24 protein-coding genes and 4 pseudogenes are annotated in these 22,933 nt (G+C 50.7%); 12 read left to right on the top strand and 16 right to left on the bottom strand.

Going from position 1 to position 22,933, the window contains the following annotated elements; genetic code table 11:
- Positions 1-35: 35 nt before the first annotated feature.
- From QJ48_RS11175 to QJ48_RS35855, 5 genes and pseudogenes are all read right to left on the bottom strand, one after another.
- Positions 36-899, bottom strand: a complete 864-nt coding sequence (locus tag QJ48_RS11175; RefSeq protein ID WP_054973676.1) for an AraC family transcriptional regulator — start codon at positions 897-899, stop codon at positions 36-38.
- 288 nt (positions 900-1,187) lie between these two features.
- Positions 1,188-1,350 (bottom strand): annotated as a pseudogene (locus tag QJ48_RS38665) (RNA polymerase subunit sigma-70); the annotation flags it as partial.
- A gap of 266 nt (positions 1,351-1,616) precedes the next feature.
- Positions 1,617-1,829: a hypothetical protein gene (locus QJ48_RS38060; protein WP_237762872.1), complete on the bottom strand. Its 213-nt coding sequence runs from the start codon at positions 1,827-1,829 to the stop codon at positions 1,617-1,619.
- Positions 1,830-2,201: 372 nt separating this feature from the next.
- Positions 2,202-2,687, bottom strand: coding sequence for a DinB family protein (locus QJ48_RS11165; protein WP_054973674.1), 486 nt, complete (start codon positions 2,685-2,687; stop codon positions 2,202-2,204).
- A gap of 133 nt (positions 2,688-2,820) precedes the next feature.
- A complete protein-coding gene (locus QJ48_RS35855; RefSeq protein ID WP_082420463.1) occupies positions 2,821-3,423 on the bottom strand; it encodes a chloramphenicol phosphotransferase CPT family protein in 603 nt (200 codons plus the stop codon).
- 1,081 nt (positions 3,424-4,504) lie between these two features.
- Here QJ48_RS35855 and QJ48_RS35850 point away from each other — a divergent pair.
- Positions 4,505-5,075: pseudogene (locus tag QJ48_RS35850) on the top strand (transposase).
- Positions 5,076-5,662: 587 nt separating this feature from the next.
- Here QJ48_RS35850 and QJ48_RS35845 read toward each other — a convergent pair.
- The 6 genes and pseudogenes from QJ48_RS35845 to QJ48_RS11145 form a co-directional block, all read right to left on the bottom strand.
- Positions 5,663-6,391 (bottom strand): TniQ family protein, encoded by a 729-nt coding sequence (locus QJ48_RS35845; RefSeq protein ID WP_082420462.1) that lies wholly within the window; start codon positions 6,389-6,391, stop codon positions 5,663-5,665.
- 195 nt (positions 6,392-6,586) lie between these two features.
- Positions 6,587-6,790 (bottom strand): hypothetical protein, encoded by a 204-nt coding sequence (locus tag QJ48_RS38660; protein WP_237762873.1) that lies wholly within the window; start codon positions 6,788-6,790, stop codon positions 6,587-6,589.
- Between the two features lie 102 nt (positions 6,791-6,892).
- Positions 6,893-7,093: pseudogene (locus tag QJ48_RS39165) on the bottom strand (ABC transporter ATP-binding protein); the annotation flags it as partial.
- A 103-nt stretch (positions 7,094-7,196) separates the two neighbouring features.
- Positions 7,197-8,501 (bottom strand): annotated as a pseudogene (locus QJ48_RS11155) (ABC transporter transmembrane domain-containing protein); the annotation flags it as partial.
- Between the two features lie 197 nt (positions 8,502-8,698).
- Positions 8,699-10,507 (bottom strand): ABC transporter ATP-binding protein, encoded by a 1,809-nt coding sequence (locus tag QJ48_RS11150; RefSeq protein WP_054973672.1) that lies wholly within the window; start codon positions 10,505-10,507, stop codon positions 8,699-8,701.
- Between the two features lie 89 nt (positions 10,508-10,596).
- On the bottom strand, positions 10,597-10,920 hold the full coding sequence (locus QJ48_RS11145; protein WP_054973671.1) for a hypothetical protein: 324 nt from the start codon (positions 10,918-10,920) through the stop codon (positions 10,597-10,599).
- A gap of 102 nt (positions 10,921-11,022) precedes the next feature.
- On the opposite strand from QJ48_RS11145, the gene QJ48_RS11140 reads away from it, so the two are divergent.
- Complete coding sequence (locus QJ48_RS11140) at positions 11,023-12,006, top strand: metal-dependent hydrolase (protein WP_054973670.1); 984 nt, start codon at positions 11,023-11,025, stop codon at positions 12,004-12,006.
- A 100-nt stretch (positions 12,007-12,106) separates the two neighbouring features.
- On the opposite strand, the gene QJ48_RS11135 is transcribed toward QJ48_RS11140, so the two are convergent.
- On the bottom strand, positions 12,107-12,334 hold the full coding sequence (locus tag QJ48_RS11135) for an alpha/beta-type small acid-soluble spore protein (protein WP_036693330.1): 228 nt from the start codon (positions 12,332-12,334) through the stop codon (positions 12,107-12,109).
- A 148-nt stretch (positions 12,335-12,482) separates the two neighbouring features.
- Here QJ48_RS11135 and QJ48_RS38055 point away from each other — a divergent pair, with 148 nt between their 5' ends.
- Positions 12,483-12,659, top strand: a complete 177-nt coding sequence (locus QJ48_RS38055; protein ID WP_193394428.1) for a DUF5325 family protein — start codon at positions 12,483-12,485, stop codon at positions 12,657-12,659.
- A gap of 50 nt (positions 12,660-12,709) precedes the next feature.
- On the opposite strand, the gene trpS is transcribed toward QJ48_RS38055, so the two are convergent.
- The gene (trpS, locus tag QJ48_RS11125; RefSeq protein WP_054973668.1) at positions 12,710-13,699 is read right to left on the bottom strand and encodes a tryptophan--tRNA ligase; all 990 of its coding nucleotides are present in this window, start codon (positions 13,697-13,699) and stop codon (positions 12,710-12,712) included.
- A 527-nt stretch (positions 13,700-14,226) separates the two neighbouring features.
- Here trpS and QJ48_RS11120 point away from each other — a divergent pair.
- The 5 genes from QJ48_RS11120 to QJ48_RS38050 all read left to right on the top strand — a co-directional run bounded on the left by QJ48_RS11120 (position 14,227) and on the right by QJ48_RS38050 (position 19,100).
- Positions 14,227-15,399, top strand: a complete 1,173-nt coding sequence (locus QJ48_RS11120) for a permease (RefSeq protein WP_157261592.1) — start codon at positions 14,227-14,229, stop codon at positions 15,397-15,399.
- 33 nt (positions 15,400-15,432) lie between these two features.
- Positions 15,433-16,410: a TIGR03943 family putative permease subunit gene (locus QJ48_RS11115; RefSeq protein ID WP_054973667.1), complete on the top strand. Its 978-nt coding sequence runs from the start codon at positions 15,433-15,435 to the stop codon at positions 16,408-16,410.
- Positions 16,411-16,499: 89 nt separating this feature from the next.
- Positions 16,500-17,453 carry an aldose 1-epimerase gene (locus QJ48_RS11110; protein ID WP_193394427.1) on the top strand — a complete coding sequence of 318 codons (954 nt, stop codon included), beginning with the start codon at positions 16,500-16,502 and terminating at the stop codon, positions 17,451-17,453.
- Between the two features lie 158 nt (positions 17,454-17,611).
- Complete coding sequence (locus tag QJ48_RS11105) at positions 17,612-18,811, top strand: CapA family protein (protein WP_054973666.1); 1,200 nt, start codon at positions 17,612-17,614, stop codon at positions 18,809-18,811.
- 130 nt (positions 18,812-18,941) lie between these two features.
- A complete protein-coding gene (locus QJ48_RS38050) occupies positions 18,942-19,100 on the top strand; it encodes a hypothetical protein (protein WP_193394426.1) in 159 nt (52 codons plus the stop codon).
- Here the strand turns inward: QJ48_RS38050 and QJ48_RS11100 are convergent.
- The gene (locus tag QJ48_RS11100) at positions 19,097-19,576 is read right to left on the bottom strand and encodes a hypothetical protein (RefSeq protein WP_054973665.1); all 480 of its coding nucleotides are present in this window, start codon (positions 19,574-19,576) and stop codon (positions 19,097-19,099) included. The two genes, QJ48_RS38050 and QJ48_RS11100, sit on opposite strands and share 4 nt — an antisense overlap.
- 99 nt (positions 19,577-19,675) lie before the next feature.
- On the opposite strand from QJ48_RS11100, the gene QJ48_RS11095 reads away from it, so the two are divergent.
- The 3 genes from QJ48_RS11095 (at position 19,676) to QJ48_RS11085 (ending at position 20,557) form a co-directional block, all read left to right on the top strand.
- On the top strand, positions 19,676-19,903 hold the full coding sequence (locus QJ48_RS11095; protein ID WP_036693306.1) for an alpha/beta-type small acid-soluble spore protein: 228 nt from the start codon (positions 19,676-19,678) through the stop codon (positions 19,901-19,903).
- A 181-nt stretch (positions 19,904-20,084) separates the two neighbouring features.
- The gene (locus tag QJ48_RS11090) at positions 20,085-20,282 is read left to right on the top strand and encodes a helix-turn-helix transcriptional regulator (protein WP_162238478.1); all 198 of its coding nucleotides are present in this window, start codon (positions 20,085-20,087) and stop codon (positions 20,280-20,282) included.
- 74 nt (positions 20,283-20,356) lie between these two features.
- Positions 20,357-20,557, top strand: a complete 201-nt coding sequence (locus QJ48_RS11085; RefSeq protein ID WP_162238477.1) for an aspartyl-phosphate phosphatase Spo0E family protein — start codon at positions 20,357-20,359, stop codon at positions 20,555-20,557.
- 15 nt (positions 20,558-20,572) lie between these two features.
- Here the strand turns inward: QJ48_RS11085 and QJ48_RS11080 are convergent, their stop codons facing one another.
- Positions 20,573-21,094 (bottom strand): GNAT family N-acetyltransferase, encoded by a 522-nt coding sequence (locus tag QJ48_RS11080; protein ID WP_054973687.1) that lies wholly within the window; start codon positions 21,092-21,094, stop codon positions 20,573-20,575.
- A 557-nt stretch (positions 21,095-21,651) separates the two neighbouring features.
- Positions 21,652-22,035 (bottom strand): hypothetical protein, encoded by a 384-nt coding sequence (locus QJ48_RS11075; protein WP_054973662.1) that lies wholly within the window; start codon positions 22,033-22,035, stop codon positions 21,652-21,654.
- Positions 22,036-22,333: 298 nt separating this feature from the next.
- Here QJ48_RS11075 and QJ48_RS11070 point away from each other — a divergent pair.
- A partial coding sequence (locus tag QJ48_RS11070) for a methyl-accepting chemotaxis protein (protein ID WP_157261591.1) occupies positions 22,334-22,933 on the top strand: 600 nt, incomplete at its 3' end.

Raw genomic sequence — 22,933 nt, 5'->3', positions numbered from 1 at the left:
ATAATTGAATCATTTGCTCTCTGCGGCTCAAAGCATTATGCGCCAAAGTCTTTTTTACGGTAATTCTGCGGTGACACTCCGGCGTACTTCTTGAAAGAGCGGCTGAAATGAACCGCCGTGTTGAACCCGAGTTTTTCTGATATTAATCCGACCGGCTCATCGGTCGTTCGAAGCATTTTTTTGGCTTCCTCGATCCTTTTACCGATGATATAGTTGTTAATCGTATATCCCGTAACCTCTTTAAAACAGTGACAAATATAATATTTGTTCAAATGCAGAGCCCCCGACAATTCCTGAAGCGAGAAATTCTCCGTAAAATGCTGATTTACATATTGCAAAATGCGGCGAACATTCTCCTGGCTGTGCGATGGCTGTACGGCAGGCGCAATTTCATGCAAACGCTTGGCCTTGCGATAAATTGCAACCAACAATTGAACCAAAAGCGCTTTCAAAATCAGTTCGTATCCGAACGACTCCCGTTCGTTTTCCCGGTGCAGTGCCCGGAAATACGCTTCTACATCTTTGCGCTCTTCCAGTGACCAACGAATTAACCTTCCGCTGGGCGATTCAAACAAAGACATTAGCTTTTCAAACATCTCTCCCGACATCTGCTCTTGCAAAAAAGACTCCGTAAAATTTACATAGCTGCGGACATAGGGAACATCTTTCGACGGATTAACCCTATGAATGGTGCTTCCCCGAAATAGAAGCATATCTCCTGGAGATAGATCGTATATATTATCTCCGATAATATAATTCGCATCCCCGCGTATGAAATAATAAACTTCGAGTCCTTCATGGGTATGAACAGGCCAGTTGTACTGCCAGTCATCTGCGTCCGCCCTTACATACATCCCTAATTTTCGAAGAGCCAGATTCGTGGGCGTATGAATTACCAATAGGGGCCTCCTTTCAACACCAAGCATAACTACTGTGATGTTTTTCACTCAAAATATAACATACTCAAATTGTGCCCACTTAACATATATTGCTCTTAATTTGATATGAATTGTTGAAAACGAACGATACGGTCTTCCAAAAGAATGTTCAAAAATACCGAAAGCCCGGAGTTGTTCATCCACAAACGGATAATCGATCGTCCTTTATAGCTGTTGTATTTATGCATACAATTCGACAACGATCGACAATTTTCTAACCAGGTCATAATACTATATCATTTTGACGATGGTTTTTACAAAGTCGATCGGAGTAATCTCGTTTCCTTCCTTATCGGTCCCGATCGGATCGTGCAGGATACGTCCTTGTGCGTTTTTTCAGCGACCGAAGATGCATCGGAATTTCATTCTCGATGCACCGCGCCGCGAACGTGGCAAGCTTGGTCCCTTTATCTTGCAATCAACGAGTAAGGGACGGCGTAGCGGCCCCGAAGTGCAAGTACATCAATAGCGTAAAGAAAAAAAAGTTAGAGCGAGCGCTCATGACTGCTATCTCCCAAAACGTTAAAAAGATCGCCAGCCACCTGGCCAAGCTGACCGGATAGGGCGATCTACTTCTTTAATGAGTCTCCAGGAACATCTCGTCATCGTTACTTTCTTAATATATGGGATTACATTAGAAGGCAATTCAGTAAGGTCAAACCATTTTAACTCATCACACTAACTAGGCGCCATATTCGCTAGTTCTCCGTTCAATGATCGGCACACCGCATCCGCTGGACCGAACGACTCGACGTCGCAGCCGGAAATGCACACCGTCCCCCATCCGGCAGCATCGTCGTCAGTATATGGGGTCGTCGTCTTGTCGGTGCCGTTCGGCCCGAGGAGCGGGAACAATTCCCCGTGCCAAATCCCCAGATCTACTTTGCACACCACCTCATGCAGGATAGAATTGCCTTTTCTTTCTCTAATACTTCATAGTACGTCCAAACCCCAGATCTATCAGACATCGATTGCCAATTCATTAGTTGGTTTAATGAAATGACCCAACTTATTTTTTCAGCATTTCGAATAAGTGAATTTGCTATTATCAATAATTCAACTTTTGAATGATATTCATTTATTGAATTAAAAAATTGGTCCAAGTAGGATTTAGAATACTTCATAGAATCACCCGATCATAATGTAACGAACTAAATAAGTTATTCGTGAATGGATTAAACTATCCTGCCAGTTACTTGAATGAACAAAAAGAGGAGCTGCCGCGTTACAAGCTCCTTCGCCAATTATTCCAGGTAATTTTTCTTAATTTGCATCTACTTTCCATCTCTTATGTAGCTTCCGAATATAACAGATTTGACCAATGTGATATGCATTATGAGTTGACACATTTCCGAGTATCTCCCACCACTTGGCAGCCATTGGGAAACCATTCACATCACTTTCGACTTTTTCTTCAGTAAGTAGACCTTGCCATTTTAAGAGCACCTCTAATAATCGTTCCTTTAAATCAGTGAAATCTTGATCTTTGGGAACTATAAAACTTTTATTATTATTTCCTATGGAAGGCACAGCATTGACATGAGATTTTTGGTACCTAGTTTGCCAAGTCTCATTCCAATAAAGTAAATGCTGCACAATTTCAGCGATACTATTACTATCTTCATTAGGTTTCCAAAACGCTACTTCCTCTGATAAATTTTCAACTGCGTCTGAGAATGGTAGGTACCAACTAGGGTCATTAGCATTTGCTAGTAACTGACCGGATAAAATATCTTTTACATGAAACATACTATCGACACTCCTTCTTATTGATATGCGGCGGGCTGTTAATGTTCATGTTCAGCTAACGTACCCGTTAGCGTAATGAACTCTGTCAAATGCTCCGACGCGTGAACATTGTGTTATCTGAAGGACACGGCTTCTATGAAACACCAACACTTCTTTTATTTAACTTCTTAAAAGCAGAGTATTCACGATTTGATCTAATAAAATTTAATATCAAATTGGCGCATTCGTTTGGTCTTAAGGTTTCAGTATTTAGTTCAATGTCATACTCATTAAGGCGATAAACTATATCATACTGTGCGATTGCTAATCCACTCTGTCTATCTTCCCTTAGTTTTTCTCTTCTAATAAGTTCCTCTTTCGAGCAAGTTACTCCAACAAATAGTACAGGACGATCGATTAATAAACCTAGACAAGTATTAAACCGCTCTTCATTATCATTTACTGTATCTACAACTACATTGATCCCCTTTTCCGACATAAATTTAACTGTTGAATAAAATAAAGTAACTAATGAATCAAGAATTATTTGGACCGAAACTTCCACATCTTCTCCATCGGCTGATTTTGAACATTTAGTGTTAATAAAATCAATGTAGTCATGAAACAATCCATGAAAAAAATCATCAATTGATAAATGACGAAATGAGATTTCATTTTGATTTAATAGTTCTGTCGATATGGAAGTCTTCCCGGAACTTGAAGTTCCATTTAGAAAAACTATTATCCCTTGCTTCAATTTAATCACCTCTTCAAAAAATAATCATTGCGTATCTTTCAGATAACGTCTTTTTTTGCGAACATAGTAAAATTCGTCATGTCTAAGGTATTCGTGTAGTGATTAAGTAATCCTGCCCGTTAGTTGAGCGATATCGTCAGTCTATAACTTTATTATTCCAGTCTATAACATTATTATCTAGTCTAAAACTTTATTACTTGAAGACAGCAACGTCCGTGCTCTGCGAGACACACCCGGCCATGTTCCAGCAGGAGTCGCTTTTCCTGTCTTTCTGCCTCAGAATTGTTGTAGTATACACACGCTACTGCAAAACCAAAGTACCACTAGTAGTTAGAGCTCCTAAAACCAGAATTCCTAATTGCTCACTTTTTTTGAACCACTATAAGAGGGCAATTTGTCTCTATTCTTTAGAATTTTTTAAACGACCGAGTCGGAGCAGAGTCGGAACCGAGTGATTGCAGAGAAATCGCAGATAAAGTCCCGAACATTAGAAGCAAAAAACGTTGTATCGTATTTATTGTGGTGAAGAAGGGGAATCGAATGCGCCGCCGCCGCGGGGCAGCGCGCGATTCCCTTTTCTATGAAAAAAATTAAAGGTGAATAGGCCGAATGCACATCAGGGTGAAATTGAATAACGTTTGCCGTTGAGTTGTTTGGAGGTGCTGTACTGGTATTTCGTACTCTTGTTCATTCCACTACCGCTCCATATTCTCTCACCTCTCTTAATTTATAGAGGGGAAAAATCTAAAAACTTAACAACTTATCTACAGACTTTTCACATTCCCAAAAAAGGAGGTGTTATATCTATGAAAAAAATTAGCAACGAAATCAAGAAGTTCATTAGCTCGTGAAAGAAATTAATCAAATTTCTCAAGAAACCATCTATATAAGTTGAACTAAAGATTATAACCTTACAAGAAGGCTGCCTATGACCTTCTGAGGGTTTGCATTTAATCGTTTCATGAATTTTGAAACGTGCAAGCGAATCAGGTAAAACTTTTTAAAGTATATAAGTTGAACTTTTAACATTCATAGCCGCGAGAATCGGGTAATGGTTTAGAAAAGGACCAGCCCGGAGGCGATAATCATGAATCGACGTGATGAAATTGAGAATCTGAATGAAGCCATGAGAGAAGCATCCAACAAACGCTTATACGAACGTTATTTGGCTGTTCGGCTTTATTTAGAGGGACATACGTTCACGGAAATAGGTACGCTCCTTAATCGTGCTTATCAAACCATTAGTCGATATTGGACTACCTACAGGAAAAACGGACTCGAAGGACTAGAACTTGATCATTCTCCTGGCAAACCAGTAAAGCTAACGGATGAGCAATTGGATGAACTTGCGAACACCGTTGAAAAAAAGCAACCGGCTGATCTTCATGATTCTCGATAACAGCCGCATCCATCATGCCTCCAAACTCAAGCTGTTTCTTGACAAGCATAAACGGCTACACTTAGTGTTCCTTCCAAAATATAGCCCTAAGCTAAATCTGACGGAAGGCCTGTGGAAGTGGGTTCGCCAGGATGTCATTAATAACGTCTACTTTAAAAAGTTTTACCTGATTCGCTTGCATGTTTCAAAATTCATGAAACGATTAAATGCAAACCCTCAGAAGGTCATAGACCGCCTTCTTGTAAGGTTATAATCTTTAGTTCAACTTATATAATGTATAAAGTATTGATTGTTTGGGCATAACGATTAGTAGAATTACAACCGTTGCACGAACATCGTATCGTCTAAAAGTAATGGACAAGAGTTCCCCGCTAAAAGCCATCTCTTGGTCCTGCTTTTCCTTAGTAAAACAAACCTCATTGGGCACCCTGCCCGGATTGGTATTGATTAGCATTGCTTGATTTGTTCAATATGTTGCTTGTAGAAGTCAAACCTGATGGTTTGTCCTCGATTTCTAGGATGATTCTCTATTGGAATCTTGTGTGAACCTAAGTAGTAATTGATATTAATAAGGGGTTGTGAAAATAGGAGTGCAATATCTTCTATATGAAGATGGGTTTCGTCAAATGATCCCTGTGATGCTTCAAGTAAAGGAGCGTCATATATGTGGTCGTAAACAGTTTTATTCAAAAACCACTCACGTTCATATGTCTTTCTCATTAATGAGTTTAAGAGGTAATTCCTGTTTCTGAGAAAAAGTTTTTGGATAAAAGGCTTTACCTTTGACGCATGATCTTTTTCTCGGTTGTGACTAATAAATAGCAATAGATCGGTCGGCCATCAATTAAGCAAAGACATTGATTTTTTGAATAGTTCAGCCTGATGTTGACTCTCTCGGACATATCCAAATAGAGCAAGTGTTTTTTGCTCCGCATTGCTTAGGTCAAAACCAAATTCGTTTGGAAAATAGCGGTGCAATAGATACATCAATCTCCTTAGAAGCTCGCAAAATGTATCTATATCGACGAAGGAATTCCAATAAATTGATGAATTCCAATGTGATAATTCAGCAGGAAAATTTACGCTGATTCTCGCAGACATGCTTTTAATAGATGAGTGTACCTTCTGACAATAAGTACAGCGACCCTCGAACACATCCTCTAATGTGAAATGCTTTAAACAATCAGGACATCCCCACACCAGATAATTCCCATGTTTTGGACAAGTCATGTTATAAATTAGTGACCATGAGTACCGATGATACTTTACTTCCTTCAAACAATAGGGACAAACTCTGGTTATTTTTTGACTAATTGTTGGAATCGCTAATTGTTTCTTTACCCAATAGCTAAGAAAATTTTCATGGAACCCTGCGAGATCCTGACCTGTTATTTTTGTGAGAGCCTGTAAATAAATTGAACTATCTTTCCAAGGCTTATAGTTAAGGTGCGAATATAGATAATCTACATTTGGAAAGTCATTTGCCTCTGCCAACCTCGCTATATACCCCTCCATCGTTTCATCATGAAATATCCTAGGAGTAACAGGCAGCTTATTTATTGAATCCATATCATCACCCCTTACAAAAAAATGACGCACTTCGCAGAATAGTATTTCTCTTGAAGAACGTCATTCTTGTATAATTATTCATTTTTATGAATATAATTATTTTTCTCACTAAGCTTGCGAATTTTTCTCATGTTTCGCACGATTTTTCTCAATCATCATGCACACACCCATTTACCGAAGCGCATCTTCGCTCCCTTACCTCGCCTTCGGCACCAGCTTCTGTTCCTTATACTGAAGCTCGAACAAACGGTAATAGTACCCGCGCTGCGCGAGAAGCTGGTAATGGTTTCCGGTCTCGCGAACCTTGCCCTTATGCATGACGATGATCTGATCGGCATGCTGAATCGTCGACAAGCGGTGGGCTACGATCAGCGTTGTCCGGCCTTCCGAGATGTTCATCAGCGCGTCCTGCACGATAAGCTCCGTCTCCGTATCGATGTTCGACGTCGCTTCGTCGAGAATGAGAATCTGCGGACGGAACGCGATGGCGCGGGCGAACGACAGCAGCTGCCGCTGGCCGAGCGACAGATTGATGCCGCGCTCGCCGAGCAGCGTCTTGTAGCCGCCGGGCAAGCTGCGGACAAATTCGTCCATATGCACCATCCGGGCCGCGGCGACGACCTGCTCGTCGGCAATCTCCGGGTGGTTCAGCCGGATATTCGAAGCGATGTCTCCGGTGAAAAGGAATACGTCCTGCTGCACGATGCCGATGTAATGGCGCAGGTCGTCCAGCGGAATGTCGCGGATATCGTATGCCGTCGAGCTTGTTGCTGCCTTTTTGAATGTCGTAGAACCGGTTGATCAATTGGATGATCGAGCTTTTGCCCGCCCCGGTCGCGCCGACGAACGCCACCGTCTGTCCCGGCTGGATCGTGAAGCTGACATCCTTCAGCACCCAATCTTCCCCGTTATACGCGAACCATACGTTCTCGAATGCGATTTCCCCGCGAATTTCCTTCGGCAGCCGCTTCGGCCGCTCCGGGTCGACGATCGCGGGCTTCTCTCCGAGCGTCTCAAAGATGCGCTCCGCGCCGACCATCGCCGTCTGAATCTGGTTGTATTTTTCTGCCAAGCTCTGCAGCGGCTGGAAAAACTGCCGCACGTAATGCGTGAAAGCATACACGACCCCGAAGGTCAGGCCGCCGTCGATGACGCTGGCGCCGCCGTACCAGAGAAGCAGCGCGATAGCCAGATTGCCGAGGAAGCCGATGGCCGGCTGGAAAATCGAGTTGATGATCGTTCCCCGCATCCCTGCCCGGTAATATTCCGTATTATGATGATCGAACTGCTCCCACTGCCGCTCTTCGCGGACAAACAATTGCGTAATCCGGATGCCGGACAAGTTCTCCGCCAGAAACGAATTGAGCCGCGACAGGATCACCCGCGATTTTCGTTGGGCGTCCCGGATGACCGACCGGTACCAGAACGTCAGCACGGCCAGAAAAGGAAGCACCGCAAACGACAGCAGCGCCAGCTTGACGCTGAGCTGCAGCATGACGGCGACGATGCCGATCAGCACGATGACGTCTTTGATCAGGTTGACGACGACCTGCGAATACAGTTGGTTGAGCGACTCCGTATCCTGCGTGACACGGACGACGAGCCTTCCGACGGGATTGCGGTCGAAGTAGGACATCGACATGCGGCTTAAATGCTGAAAGAGCTGCTGCCGGATGTTGAAAATGATCGTCTGCCCTGTATACTGCAGCAGATTGCTTTGCAGGTAGCTGAGCAGCGCCGCGACGATGACCGCGCTAAGGAAAGCGACGCCCAGCCAGAGGAAGCCGGTGAAATCCTGCTTGCGGAACGCCTCCAGCGCGGCGGCGTCCAGCGGCTCGGCGGCGAATGTCTGCCCTCCGGCGCGTACTTCCGCTTTGCCTCCCGCTTCCGCTACGGTCGCCTGCTCCGGCTGCTTGGCGATCCAGCCAGCAATGAGCCAGTCTTTGCCGTCGATCCGGACAATCTGAGCCTGCTTCGTTCCGAGCTCCGGCTGGCGGCCCGCCCGCTCGGCTGCATCCGGTTCGAGCCGAACGTAAGCCCTGCCGTTCCACTCCGTCACATCTCCGTAGCCCCGCAGACGATCGGCCTGGGACGCTTCCGCGGACAGCATCGGCTTGTGCAGTCCGTTGATATGGCCGTCGATCGCCACCTTGATGAGATAAGGGCGCGCCAAGTCGGCGACGACGATCAGGAAGGCCAGGACGACGCAGAGCGCGATCATTCGCCAATACGGTTTGGCATAGGAAAGCAGCTTCGTCAACAGCTGCGTGTCTTTCATCGTCTTGACGTTTTTTTCCGCGTGAATATTCATGCGCCCGCCCCTCCCCGCATCAGCTGCGAAGCCGCGGCTTCCTGCTCCTGTCCGTCTTCCCGCTCGGCTTCCTGATCCAGCAGCTGCTTATGGTACATATCGGCGTAAATGCCGCCCCCGGCCAGCAATTGCTCGTGATTGCCGCGCTCGACGATACGGCCTTCGTCCATGACGACGATTTGATCGGCGCTCTGCACCGACGAGATCCGGTGCCCGATAATGATCGTCGTGCGCCGATTCATCACGGATTTGAGCCCTTCGAGGATCAAATCCTCCGTGATCGTATCGACCGCAGACAAACTGTCGTCGAAGATCAGCACCGACGGCTTCTTGATCACGGCCCTCGCAATACTTACCCGCTGGCGCTGACCGCCCGAAAGCGAGATGCCGCGCTCGCCGAGCGCCGTATCGAACTGGTTCGGAAATTCGACGATATTTTCGTAGACTTGGGCGATCTTGGCCGCTTCGACGACCTGCTCATCGCTGTATGGCTGCGGATCGAATCCGATATTGTCCCGGATCGTGGACGAGAACAGAAACTGGTCCTGCGGCACGATGCCGATCTGGCCGCGCAGCGTCCGCAGCGGAATTTCGTGAATGTCGTGCCCGTCGATAAACACCGTCCCTTTGGGCGGGTTGTACAGCCGCACGAGCAGATGCACCAGCGTGCTTTTGCCGCTACCGACCCGGCCCACGATAGCGAGACTGGAGCCCTTCGGCACTTTGAGCGAGACGTTTCGAAGGGAGGGCCGCTTCGCTTCGGGGTAAGAGAATGTCAAGTCGCGGATCTCGATCTCGCCGCCGATCGTTTGGATCTCCTGCTTCGCGATGACGTCGTCCACCACGTCCGGCCGCGTATTGAAGATTTCCAGCAGCCGCAGCTCTGAAGCCTTCCCGCGCTGAAGCAAATTGACAACCCGGCCCAAGCTTTCGATCGGTCCCATGAGCAGCGACAAATACGTATTGAAAGCGACGAATTCGCCGAGCGTAATGATATCTTTCAATACCATGATGCCGCCGAGCACGACCGAGACGAGAAAGCTAAACCCGACAATCCCGGCGCTGAGCGCTCCGAATAACGAGTTCGAGCGCACGTACCGCCGGTTCATTTCGACGGCCCGGCGGTTGTCCTGCGTGAACAGCTCCCGCTCCGCTTTTTCCTGGACGAATGCCTTCACGACCCGGATGCCCGCGGTAAACTCCTGCACGCGGCTCGTCAAATCGGAGATCGCGGACTGCATATCCGCCGACTGCTGCATAATCCGCTTGTTGAACCGGTAAGCGAGCAGGCTGAGCAGCGGAAGCGGCAGCATCGTCAGCAGCGTAAGCCAAGGATTGACCGAGCTCGTCATGGCCGCCACGGACACGACGATCAGAAACACCGCTTCCATGACGTTGAAGTATCCCTGCATCGTCACCTCGCGGATGACCCCGACGTCGCTGATCGCGTGCGACATCAAGTCGCCGATCCGCTGATTGTTGAAATATTGCGCCGACAGCTTCTCCCAGTGGACGAACAGCTCGCCGCGCACCCGCATCTCCAGCTGACGCGACAGCCGGAACAAATAAATGCGGGAAACAGACCGGAAGAAAGCGATCCCAAATCCTGCGGCAATCATCCAGACGCCGAAACGGACCGCCTGATCGTAGGTCAGCGCGCCTGTCTGGAGGCTGTCCGTAAACCGTCCGAGCAGCCAGGGAATGACCAACTGCAGGATGGACGATATGGACAATAATGCAAAGCCCATTAGGTAAGGCAGACGGTTGCGCTTGATATGAGACCAGAATATATTGTTATTCTCCATCCGTTTTCCTCCGTCGCAATTGAAGACTATTGTAAGGGTACCGCGATCGGGAGGAAGAAACCATGGATATGCTTACCTTATAAAATGGACTATTTGACTTTTTGGAACTGCCAAATATGAATTTTGGCACACCCGCCCGGTACCCATTGTTCGAGAGGTGCCCAGCGCTCGGGATCGGTTTCGTCCCACACTCCCGGTTCCGCGGCGTACTCGTCCTTCCGGGTACGGACGGACCGCATGAACCGGTATTGGTCGTCGCTAAGCCCGCTCCACAGCTCCACGAACAGCCCCGGCTGATCCGTTCCCTCGTACAGCTCCACCTGGGGGAAATCGTCGCGCAGCCGCTCAGACCATTCTAAATACGGGAGGCGAAATGACGCATTAATTCGGTATTCGACAAAAACGATACACATTTTTTTCACAGCCTTTGCTTTATTTTGGACAAGAAAATGATACACTAATAGTAATGGGCTAGAGTAGACTATTGAAAAATTAGACGTTCAGGAGGTTAGTCCATGGACACCGGAACACACCTAGTGATCGGGCTCGGCCTTGCAGGCCTGGCTTATGTCGATCCGGTTGTGGCAGCAGATCCGATGGTTTCGACAGCCGTACTGATCGGAACGGTGGCCGGTTCGCAGGCCCCCGATGCCGATACGCTGCTGCGGCTGAAAAGCAACGCCGCTTACATTAAAAATCACCGTGGCTTATCCCACTCGCTGCCTGCTTTGGTGCTTTGGACGGCGCTCATCTCCGGCATCCTCTGGCTTGTCTTTAACGATTTGCCGATGGCGCATGTGACGATGTGGGTCTTTATCGCGGTTGCGTTTCACGTATTCACCGATTTGTTCAATACGTATGGAACCCAGGCGCTTCGACCGATTTCGGAGCGATGGGTCTCATGGAATATCATTCACATTTTCGATCCGATCATTTTCTCGTCTCACGTGCTCGCCATTTTTATATGGTCGGTTCATCTGATGCGTCCGGAAATTCTGTTTCCTATATTATACGCATTTATCGCCCTCTATTATATATGGCGCTCATGGACCCATTACCGGCTTGAATCCGGGCTTCGCCTGCAGGATTCGACTTACGAGCCCGGCGACCGGTACACGCTGATCCCGACGGTTCATCTGCACCAATGGCAGGTCGTGAAGCGGAAGCCGGACGGTTCGTTCAAGCTGGGCGAGCTCAGAAACCGCAAGCTCAACTGGATTGACCGGGTTTCCTGTGCCGCCCACCCTGCCGTGGAGGCGTCCAAGACGCATCCGAACGTCGCCTGCTTACTGTACTTTACTTCCTATGCCTGCGCCGAACTGAAGGAGCACGCCTGGGGGTACGAGGTGCGCTGGGCCGACGTGCGCTACCGGCACCGCAAGCAGTATCCGTTCGTCGCGGTGCTGCTGCTCGACAAAAAGCTGAATCCGATTGATTCGTACGTAGGCTGGGTCAGCGACTCCCGGCTCGAAAAGAAGCTGCGGATGGGCGGCGCTTAACAGGCGGGCTCATCCTCCTCTTTTTTTGCTGCCATGGAAAAAAGCTCAAGGATTTCTCCTTGAGCTTATATTCGTGAAGCTTTGTTCCAAAGCTCTGCGGTTAGCGGGCTGCGCCGCCAGAGATCGCTTGCTCGGCGATTTGGACCAAGCGGCGGGTAATGTGACCACCGATTGCGCCTGTGTCGCGGGAAGCCATGTAACCGTAGTAGCCGTCTTGCGGAATTTGAATGCCCAGTTCTTGAGCAACCTCATACTTCAATTGCTCCAAAGCTTGGTTTGCTTGAGGTACAACTAATTGATTGCTGCTGCGGGATTGTCCTGCACCCATGTTCAGCACTCCTTTCAACGGGATGATGTCTTTGATGTATTTGCAAGCTTGCAAGCTTATTATGTGTCGTATGCTTGAACTTATACTCCCTTTTGAAAAAATCAATCGCAGTTTCAAATTTTATCGGAAAGGCAGGTGCGGGCTCGTCATGACGAAAGGATTAGGGTTGTTTTTTGCCTTCGGGGGCACGGCGCTCCTCGCGTGCATCAGCTACTTTATGGCCACGGGCAAGCCTTGGCTGGCGGCGCTGTTCGGCTTGTTGTCGGTGCTGTTTATCGGAGCCGGCTTTATCGTGAAAGCCAAACTGAGAAAACGAAACGAATAAGAGCTTGCCCGGGACGAAGAAAGGTTCGTCCGGACAAGCCCAGGGATGGGCTACAGTACTACGTAGCCCATTTTTTCTTTAACCCGCTTGAGCATTTGCTCCGCTTGCGCTCCCGCGCGCTCTTTGCCTTGACGCAAAATATCGTACAGCTCGCCCGAGCTGCGGATCTCCGCGTACCGCTGCTGGATCGGCTCCAAGGCAGCTACGACCGCTTCGGCCAAATCCTTCTTGAACGGCCCGTAGCCTTGCCCTTCGTACTGCGCTTCGATCTCCGCAATCGTTTTGTCCGCGCATTGGGCATAGATGCTGATCAAGTTGCTGACCTCCGGCTTGCTTTGCGGGTCGAACTTCACTTCCCGCCCCGAGTCGGTTACGGCCCGACTTATTTTTTTGCGGATGACGTCCGGGGCATCCAGCATCGCAATGTAACTGCCGGCATTCGGATTGCTCTTGCTCATCTTCTTGGACGCGTCGTCCAGCGACATAATCCGTGCGCCCACTTCAGGGAAGTAGCCTTTCGGAATCGCAAACGTGTCGCCGTAGCGCTGATTGAAGCGGTGCGCCAGATCGCGCGTCAGCTCCAAATGCTGCGTCTGGTCGTCGCCGACCGGAACAAGAGCCGTATCGTACAGCAAAATGTCGGCGGCCATCAGCGACGGATAAGTGAACAGGCCGGCTCCGACGGATTCCTTGCCGGCGGATTTGTCTTTGAACTGCGTCATGCGTTCCAGTTCGCCCATATACGTGAGCGTCGTCATCAGCCAGCCGAGCTCGGCATGTGCAGGTACGGTCGATTGCAGGAACACGGTCGCCACGTTCGGATCGATGCCTGCCGCCAGGTACAGCGCAGCGACGGCCTCCGACTGATCCTTCAGCTTTTCCGGATCCTGCGGCACCGTGACGGCGTGCAGATCCACCACCATAAAATAGCAATCGTGCGTATGTTGAAGCTTTACGTAATTTTTCAGTGCGCCGATATAGTTGCCGAGCGTCAGCTGACCGCTGGGCTGCATGCCGGACAATACTCTCAATTTGGACATTTCGCAGTCCGCCTCCTTATATCTTATCTCGTCTGTAAGTTTCCCGAGAAAAACAAAAAGGCCTCCCGCCGCAAGGGACGAGAGACCGTGGTGCCACCCTAATTTACCCGCAACCGTCTGTCCAAGACAGATACCGCGGGCCTTCAGCCTCCTGTAACGGGGAGGAAACCGGACCGGCCTACCGGCGCGCAACGCTGAATCGAAGCTTACCCGGGCCCGGGTGCGTCTGCGCACGTTCAACCTTCAGCTCAGGGATCCATTCGATCGGCCGCCGCCCGCCGGTTCGCACCACCCACCGGCTCTCTGCAGAGCTTGCCTGCCGCCTACTTATTCCCGTCATCGCTCTTATTAGACGTCATTGTACCTAAACGCCATCCCCCTTGTCAACCTCGGAATCGGAACAGGAACGTCCACCGCCGCAGCCACGCGCTTTTCCAGCCTTCATAAAGCTTTAAAAACTTGTCCTATGTACGAACCGGAAAGCATACTATATAATAATAATTACGAATAATAAGGAGACATGCCCCTTGCAAACAATCGTCCAACGGTGGGTTGCGAACATTCTCGCCGTGCTATGCATCCTGATGCTCGTTCTCATTTATACGCAAAAGCAGCCGCCGGACTTGTCCTTTTTAAGCAGCGCCGCCGTGCAAAATTTCAAAACGCTGTTCATCAGCATTATCCTCGAAGCGCTGCCGTTCGTCCTGCTCGGCGTGCTCGTGTCCGCCCTGCTGCAGATGTTCGTGTCCGAGCAGACCATCCGCCGGCTGACGCCGAAAAATCCGGTGCTCGGCATCCTGTTCGCCTGCGTCGTCGGAATCATTTTTCCGCTGTGCGAATGCGGCATGGTGCCGGTCATCCGCCGGCTGGTACTGAAGGGAATGCCGGTCTATGTGGCCGTCGTCTTCATTCTCGCCGGTCCGATTATTAATCCCGTTGTGTACGCAGCCACTTTCATGGCGTTCCGCACGCGGCCGGAGATCGCCTATTCCCGAATGGCGCTCGCCTTCGTCGTCGCGGCAGCGATCGGCCTTATCGTGTACCGGTTCGTGAAGCGCAATCCGATTCGCGGGGCGGCGCCGGATCTTAGCGCCAACGGGTACGGCGCTCCCCAAGTCGGGCATGAGCACCACGACACCCTGCATAGCGCGCACGGGCACGAGCATAAACATGAGCATGACCATTCCCATATGCATCATCATGACTATGCCCACAATCACGGGCATACGCATACTCACAGCCATACGCACCATGACCATGCGCACGACCACGGGCATGGACGCAGCCGCGCCGGCCGTTTGCTCGGCGTCCTCGGACACGCCTCGGACGAGTTTTTCGATATGGGCAAATATTTGATTTTCGGCGCGTTTCTGACCGCACTCATTCAAACGTTCGTCGCGCGCGAAAGTCTCGTGTCCATCGGCCAAGGAGACTTTACCTCCCATCTGTTCATGATGGGTCTCGGATACGTCTTGTCGCTCTGCTCCACCTCGGACGCTTTCGTCGCTTCGTCGTTTTCCGCAACCTTCTCGACCGGCTCGCTGCTGACGTTTCTCGTCTTCGGTCCGATGCTCGATTTGAAAAGCACGCTGATGCTGCTGTCGGCCTTCCGGGCCCGCTTCGTGCTCCTGCTGTCCGCGCTGGTGGTTACGGTCGTGCTCGCCGCATCGCTGCTGTACGAACGGATTTTTTTCATGTAAATTGACATCCAACCGCAAAAAGGAGTGTGTGCCGTGAATTCCCGGGTACTGAGCCTGCACCATGCTTTAAAAACCGTTATTCTGCTCGGCTTCGCCGTCTATATCGCTTATCTGGTCAAAACCGACGGCATTCTGCTGTACATCGCGCCCCGGATGGTCGACTACGTCAAATGGTCGGCCGTCGCCCTGTACGCCGTCGCCGCCTACCAGCTCTACTTGACGGTTCGCGCCTGGCGCGGCCGGGCATCCGCCGTCTGCGATTGCGACCATGATCACACGCCCTCGCGGTCGCTGTTCAAAAACGTCGTCGTGTACGGATTGTTTTTCTTCCCGCTGCTGCTGGGCTTTCTGCTTCCGGACAGCACGATGGGCAGCAGCCTTGCGGCCAAGAAAGGGATGAACCTCAGCAGCGCCAGCTCGGTGAAAAAAGACAGCGAAGCCACCGCCGGAAGCGGCGCGGAGATTGGAACCGGGAGCGCCCCGGCGGGCACTCCCGCCGGAACGGATGCCGCTCCCGCTGCTCCAAGCGCTCAAGCACCCGGGCCCCAAGCGGCAGCGTCTGCGGATGGGGAGCTTTTTCCCGCGGATAAATTTACCCAGCAGTACGCCAAATATGCGAAGCAGCTCTACAAGTCCGATTTGATTACGGTGAAAGAAGATTTATTCATCGAGACGCTGACGTCCGTCGATCTGTATCTCGACCGGTTCGTCGGCAAAAAGCTGCAGCTCACCGGCTTCGTCTACCGGCAGGAAGAAATGAAAAGCAACCAATTCGTCGTGGCGCGCTTCTCCATCCAATGCTGCTCCGCGGACGCCGCCCCGTTCGGGGTGCTGGCCGAATACGACCGGGCCAATACGCTGGCAGACGATAGCTGGGTCACGGTCACCGGCACGATTCAAAAAACGAAGCTGAACGATGCCGAAATCATGGTGCTGAAGGTCGAGAAAATCGCCAAAGCCGAGCCGGTTAAAGCACCGTACGTATACCCGAACTTCGATTTCGGCGCCTGATCAAAACGGGGTGACAGTCCCCGGCTCCTCTGGTACAATGGAAGCGATTTATGATCGGACTATTTTACCGGGCAAAGGAGAACTTCGGAATGATAATTAAGCAGATCGACTGGCAGGGAACCCCCGCCTATACGCTCGAAAACGACCACCTGATCGTCAGCATTTGTCCGTCCGTCGGCAACAACGTCTACAGCATTTGGGACAAAACGCTGGAGCGCGAAATGCTGCGCGTCCCGGCCTCGCCGGCCGAGATGGCCGCCGAGCCGGTGCAATACGGCACGCCGATTCTGATGCCGCCGAACCGCATCCGCAATGGCCGCTTTACGTTCGAGGGCCGCAGCTACCAATTCGAGATCAACAACGCGCAGGGCAATCATATTCACGGCGTGCTCAAGAGCCAGCCATGGACGGTGCTTGCCACCGGCGAAAAGGACGGGGCCCTCTACATCACGTCCGTTTTTCGTCTGGCCGACGATGCACACGTGCAGCATCAGTTCCCGCACGAGCAGGAGCTTGAGGTGACTTACGAGCTGCGGGGCAGCACGCTCCGTCATCTGCTGAAAGTGACCAACCGCGGCCAAACGTCCGCTCCGTTCGGCTACGGGCTGCATACGTGGTTTTTGCTGGACGGCGAGCCGGAGAACTGGACGCTGCAGCTGCCGGCAAGCGGCATCTGGGAGCTGGATGAAACGAACGTGCCGCTCGGCCATATCGCGCCGCTCAGCGGCAGGTACGCGAAGCTGCCCGAAGGCGACGTGCTGAAAGGCCATGACATGGACACCGTGTTCCAGATCGGGGACTACCCTTGCCTCGCTGTGCTGTCCGGCCCGAAAGCAGATATCCGCTACAGCGGTTCCGATCTGTTCAAGCAATGGGTCGTTTATACGAAGGGCGAAGCCCGGGATTTCATCTGCCTGGAGCCTTACACTTGGGTCACCAACGCGCCGAATATCGATCAACCAGCTGAAGTAACGGGCTTCCGGGCCATCGAACCGGGAGGGTCGCTGGAGTTGGAAGTAAAGCTTGAGGTAACTTACAAATAACCTTGCTTATCAAACGGCAAAAGGCTCGCGGACAGCCCGGAACGAAACCGGGCGACGCGGGCCTTTCTCAATTATTAAACTACGCGGGTCTATAATTCCAAGTCCGTAAGCAAATATTAGCTAATAGCTTGGAATTAACCATCTGGAGGGCCCGTGCAATGACCAAACGATATTGCCGTTATTCCGTCCTTCTGCTCCTGCTGCTCTTGGGCGCGTGCTCTCCTGCGGTCGACCGTGCCGCGCCTCCGGCGCCTTCATCAACCGGAGTCCAGACGGGGACTGGCACGAAAGCGACTCCCACGCCTCCCCCACTGCCGTCATCCGAACCGGCTGCCCCTGCGGAACGCCGGGTGACCTTGTCCGCTATCGGCGATGTGCTCATTCACCGTACGATCTACGAGGACGCACGGACACGGCTTAGCTACGATTTCCGCCCCATCTTCGAGGCGGTAAGGCCGCATCTGGAGGGGGCCGATGTCACGTTCGCCAATCAGGAAAGCATTACCGGCGGAACCGCGCTCGGGCTGTCCGATTACCCGGCCTTTAACAGTCCGTTCGAGGCAGCCGACGCTCTCCGCGACGCGGGAGTCGATATCGTCTCGATGGCGAACAACCATACGCTTGACCGCGGAGAACAGGCGGTGCGTCACGCAATCCGGCATTGGAAACGGCTTGGAGTCGAATATGCGGGCGCGAGCGAGAACGAAGAGGATCGCAAGCGTCTCCGGATCGTAGAGCGCAACGGATTGAAGCTTGCTTTCGTTGCTTGGACTTACGGGACGAACGGGATTTCCCTGCCTCCGGACAAGCCTTATTTGGTGCATTTGCTTAAACAGGAGCGCGCATTCCGGCAAGAAATCGCCGAGGCGAAAAAACAAGCCGACGCTGTCGTGGCGAGCCTTCATTTCGGAACCGAATACGCCCGGCTTCCGTCGGAGCAGCAGCGAAAATGGGCCCGTTTGGCCGCATCCGCCGGAGCCGATGTGATCCTCGGCCATCATCCGCATGTGCTCCAGCCGCCGGAATGGATCGATAACGGAAACGGCGGGAGGACGCTCGTCGCTTACTCCCTCGGCAACTTCCTGGCCGCGCAAAAGAGGCCCCATCCGTTTGTGCGGATCGGCGGAATTTTGAAGGCCGAGCTGCGAAAACCAAGCGGGGCGTCTGGCGGTAAAGCGGGGGTCATGATCGGCGGAGTTCGATTTCTGCCGACCTATATCCGGTTTCAAGCCTGGCGAGGATACCGGGTCATTCCGCTAAGCCAGGTCTCGGAGGCGGAGCTTCCCGGCGTGCGCGGCATACGGGAAGAGATCGCAGCCCATATGCGGCGTTGGGTCCCGGAGCTGCTCGTGGATTAAGCGGGACAACAACAAAGAGGCCGAGCCGCCGGGCGTCAGCCTTTTTCTCCTTTTCAAGTTCGAAACACACACCTGCCCCGCTCTTCTTCGTACGATATAGAAAAAGAACGCGGAAAGGCAGGCTGGACAGATGAGCATCAGTAAATCCGATTGGTTCGACGCCATTACCAAATTATTAACCGAGGACAAACAGATGAAGACCATGTTCAAGGACATGCAAAAACTGGAAAAAGATATGACCACTTTAATGAAGCAAATGGAAGCGCTCAAGAAGCCGAAAAATAACTAGCCCCGAGCAAGCTGCCGCTTTACCGTCTCGACGGTATCCTTGAAATACGGCCGGTAGTCCAAATCTTCGACAAAACGCAAAAACGTCTCCCCGATCTCCCTTACCTGCTTGGCGTAATCCGACCGATCGATAGTATACGTGCCCAATTGGCGGGGGGATCTCCCCTCCCGTTCCTCTACTTCCGTCAACTCCAGCCGGCTGTCAGCCTTATGCCGCACGATAAACGAGAACGCCCGGCATTCCGGATCGCCGCAGCCGCAGCAGAAGAACGGCACGCGCTGCCATTCGTCCGCCGGCGCCCAACGAAACGGCTCCACATCTTCATGAACGCTGAGCAGCAGCGCCGGAAGCCCTACGTCGATGCACAGCGGTTCGTCGATCAGCGTTTCGCCGTCAATCTCCAGTTTAACGTCGGCATGTACGATTTGCAGATCCGCATCGAAGGACCAATTGCTGCACGTCAACTCAAATCCCAAGTCAATCCCTCCTTGATCTGATGGTCACATTTACCAAATTGCAGTCCGTGTATATTCTTTCGCGTGGAACATACTACCTAGTGAACGGAGGTGATATCGATGGGCGCAGGACAATCCCGCAGCAGCAACCAATTGGTCGTACCTCAAGCTAACCAGGCTTTGGATCAGCTGAAGTATGAAGTTGCTCAAGAGCTGGGCATTCAGATTCCTCAAGACGGCTACTACGGCTTCATGGCAACTCGTGATACTGGGGCAATCGGGGGTCACATCACTCGTCGTCTGGTTCAAATCGCCGAGCAGCAGCTGGCAGGCAAGTTCACAAGATAATGCACGACCTCAATACTTAACCGGGCGGCTCCTTAGGGACCGCCTTTTTCCGTTGCCATTCATTATAGCAAAACTATCATTTGCTTTCTATTTGCTACTTTAGCTATGACTTAAGTATAATTGAAAGAATAGTCCCTCAAAAGGAGGATTGCTTTTGGCTCTCCGGTTCGGGAGAAGCCGTTTGCCTGAATTGCTGGCTCAGACAAACAGGACACAGGCAGATCTAGCAAAGCATTTGGGAGTTACTGAATCTTACATCTCACAAGTCATCAAAGGGAAATGCAAGCTGTCCGTTCTCAAGATGAAGATGGCGGCGGATTACCTCAATTGTTATATGGATGATCTTTTTGAATGGGAATGGGAGACAGGTAAACGGTAAAGAGCAAATTAGGTTTGCTCATTCTCCGGCCACAAACTTAAGTTATAGCTTAAGTCGAGCCAAAAATGGTAACGATGTCCGAGATCAATAAGCTGCTTGCAGACATGCTAAAAGAAATAGAACAGCTTAGAATAGGGCTCAATGCCCTATCCCAAAACAAGACATCCCTGGTAGATCCCGAAGTAATCAAGGCCAGTAAAAAATTGGACGATGCTTTGAACGAATACGCCCGCCTGTACAGCAAATGGCAAGAACCCCCCACCGGCCAAGATTAGTGGGGGGACCGTTTTCTATGACTTCATCCGGCAGTTAATCGCGTAGAGCCGTACTTCCTCATCTGTATCCGCATATGGGATCGTGCCTTCAAAATGCATTCCCAGCTTTTCCAACAGCTTGGCCGACGCATGGTTATCTTTGGTGGTAATAGCCACAAGGCGTTGTAGCCCCAGTTCGGATTTGGCATAAGCCATCGCAGCGGAAGCCGCCTCGAAAGCGTACCCTTTCCCCCGGAATTCGGGAAGAAAAGCATAGCCAATATCGACATCCTCTAAGAAATCCCGTTTTGCAAATCCGCAGATGCCGATCGGCGTGCCCCCATCTTTCAATTCCGTCAAGTAAAATCCGAACCCCATACGGGCATACATGTCCAGCGGTACTTTCATAATAAAGCTCCGTGCGTCATCGAGCGTCCTCACGCCTTTATCGCCGATGTACCGGATCCAGGAAGGATCGTTCATAAGCTCCAGAATAAACGCCGCATCTTCTATGGTCTGGTGGCGAAGAATCAGCCGGTCGGTTTCGAGTACTTTCATCATCGTTGCCCCTTTCATTCGCAAAAACACACCCCGCGGTTCTTAACGAGGTGTGTCATCAGGTGGATTAGGCTTGTTATTCTTCTTGTCTTGGATGTACAGGTCGAGCGCTTCAATCCCTCTGCGCGCAAGTTTAATAAATAAGATTAAACAGTAAATGGAAAGACCGATTAGAATGATATAAATTAACAGGACGAATATACTAGCAAAATCGAAACCTATGTTAATCACCTCCGAATTGGTTATACGCCCGCCAATCCAAAAAGTTCCATACCGTCCCCCCCTTAAGAATCAAAAAAACCTCCCCATCAAGGGAGGCTGTAAGTTATATCGAACAATTAGAGCATCAGAAGGATTGAATTTAGTTAAAACAATAAGAATCTTAGAAAGTTATAATGGGATAAAAGGTAACCTTGGTATGAGTGCAGTAAGCTTGGTCAATAAGAAAAACTTCTATCGAAGTCTATTCATGGATGAGCGACCGCGGTTTAGCGGAAGTTTTTCTTGGGATATAGAATTTGTTCAGCTTCGCTGAAAATTTATAAATTCTATATCGTTCAAAAATCGCGTTTGTTTTTATTGGACTCGCTAACCAAATTCGCCATGTTGTAATTCGATTCGAAAGTCACGCTGGTGCAAAGCAAGTCTTGGCGCATCGCGAATTCAAATTGAATCTCCCCGTGCGTCCAACGTTTCAGCTTCAACGACTCCAGAGCGGTCTGGCGGAACGAAAGCTGCTGGCTTTCGGACAGGCCGCGCTCTGCCATCTTGATCTCCGTACCCTTGCTCTCCAGAGGAAAATGCCGGATGCCGAACTTCCCGACCATGTTATTTCGAATCTGGACGAAAACCGTCCCCGAGGTAAGCTGAGCCAGCTCCTCTCTCAATTCCCGAAACACCAAATCCAACTGTCTGGCTAAAGGCAACTGTTCTAAAATCACAGAGTTCCTCCTTTCAAGTAGTATAATTGGAATATTATGTATATCTGAGGCTCTAGACCCATTATAGGACAATATAACCACGTTGACAACAAATTTTTTCATAAAATACACGATAATTCAACAAAATTTTACATCGTGAGGCATCGTGCGAATCGGACCGCTTTCATGCGAGTGACTGAACGGCTGCTCCCGTTGGAAAACTATGGACCTGGCATTCTCCAAGGTGGTATAATTATCCATACAGTCAGGGCGATGACGTAAGCATTTTATCCTACACCTTCAAAGGAGTCGTTAATTTATGAACTGGTTTCTGGGTCTTTCGTTCAAGAAGAAGCTGCAAATCGGCTGCTATACCCTCGTTGTCGTCTATTCCGCCGCCATGCTTCTGCTTATTTTCGAATCCTCCTTAAGTCCCATTCTCGGGTTCGTGTTTCTGGCTGTGATGGCAGGACTCAGCTATCCTTTTATACGCTGGTTGGAGAGAGCGCTTACAGAACCGATTAACGACATCTCCCGCGCCGCCCTGAGCATCTCCAAAGGGGATTTTTCCCAAAAGATCCACATCCGCTCCGACGACGCCCTTGGCGAGCTGGGAACGGCCTTTAACCGCATGACGGAGAAGCTGCGCGAGCTTCTGCAGGAAATGGGACGGGCCTCGAAGCATGTGTTCGATTCCAGCAGGGATATATATTTTAAGAATGAGAAGATGAAAACGGTGCTGGAGGAAGCGTCCGTCGCCGCCGGAGAGCTTGCGGCCGGAGCCAATCAGATTTCGGAAGAAATCAGCGGCGTCTCCTCGGCGACGAAGGATATCGAGCAGCGGGTAACCAAATATACGGAATCGACCCGGGAGATGAATTCGCGGGCCAGACAAATGATGGCGCTGGTGAACAAAGGC

It is taken from the genome of Paenibacillus sp. A3, from assembly GCF_001399685.1.
GTDB lineage: Bacteria > Bacillota > Bacilli > Paenibacillales > NBRC-103111 > Paenibacillus_G.
The sequence above is the reverse complement of the archived record's forward strand: the minus strand, read 5'-3'. Positions and strand labels throughout refer to the sequence as shown.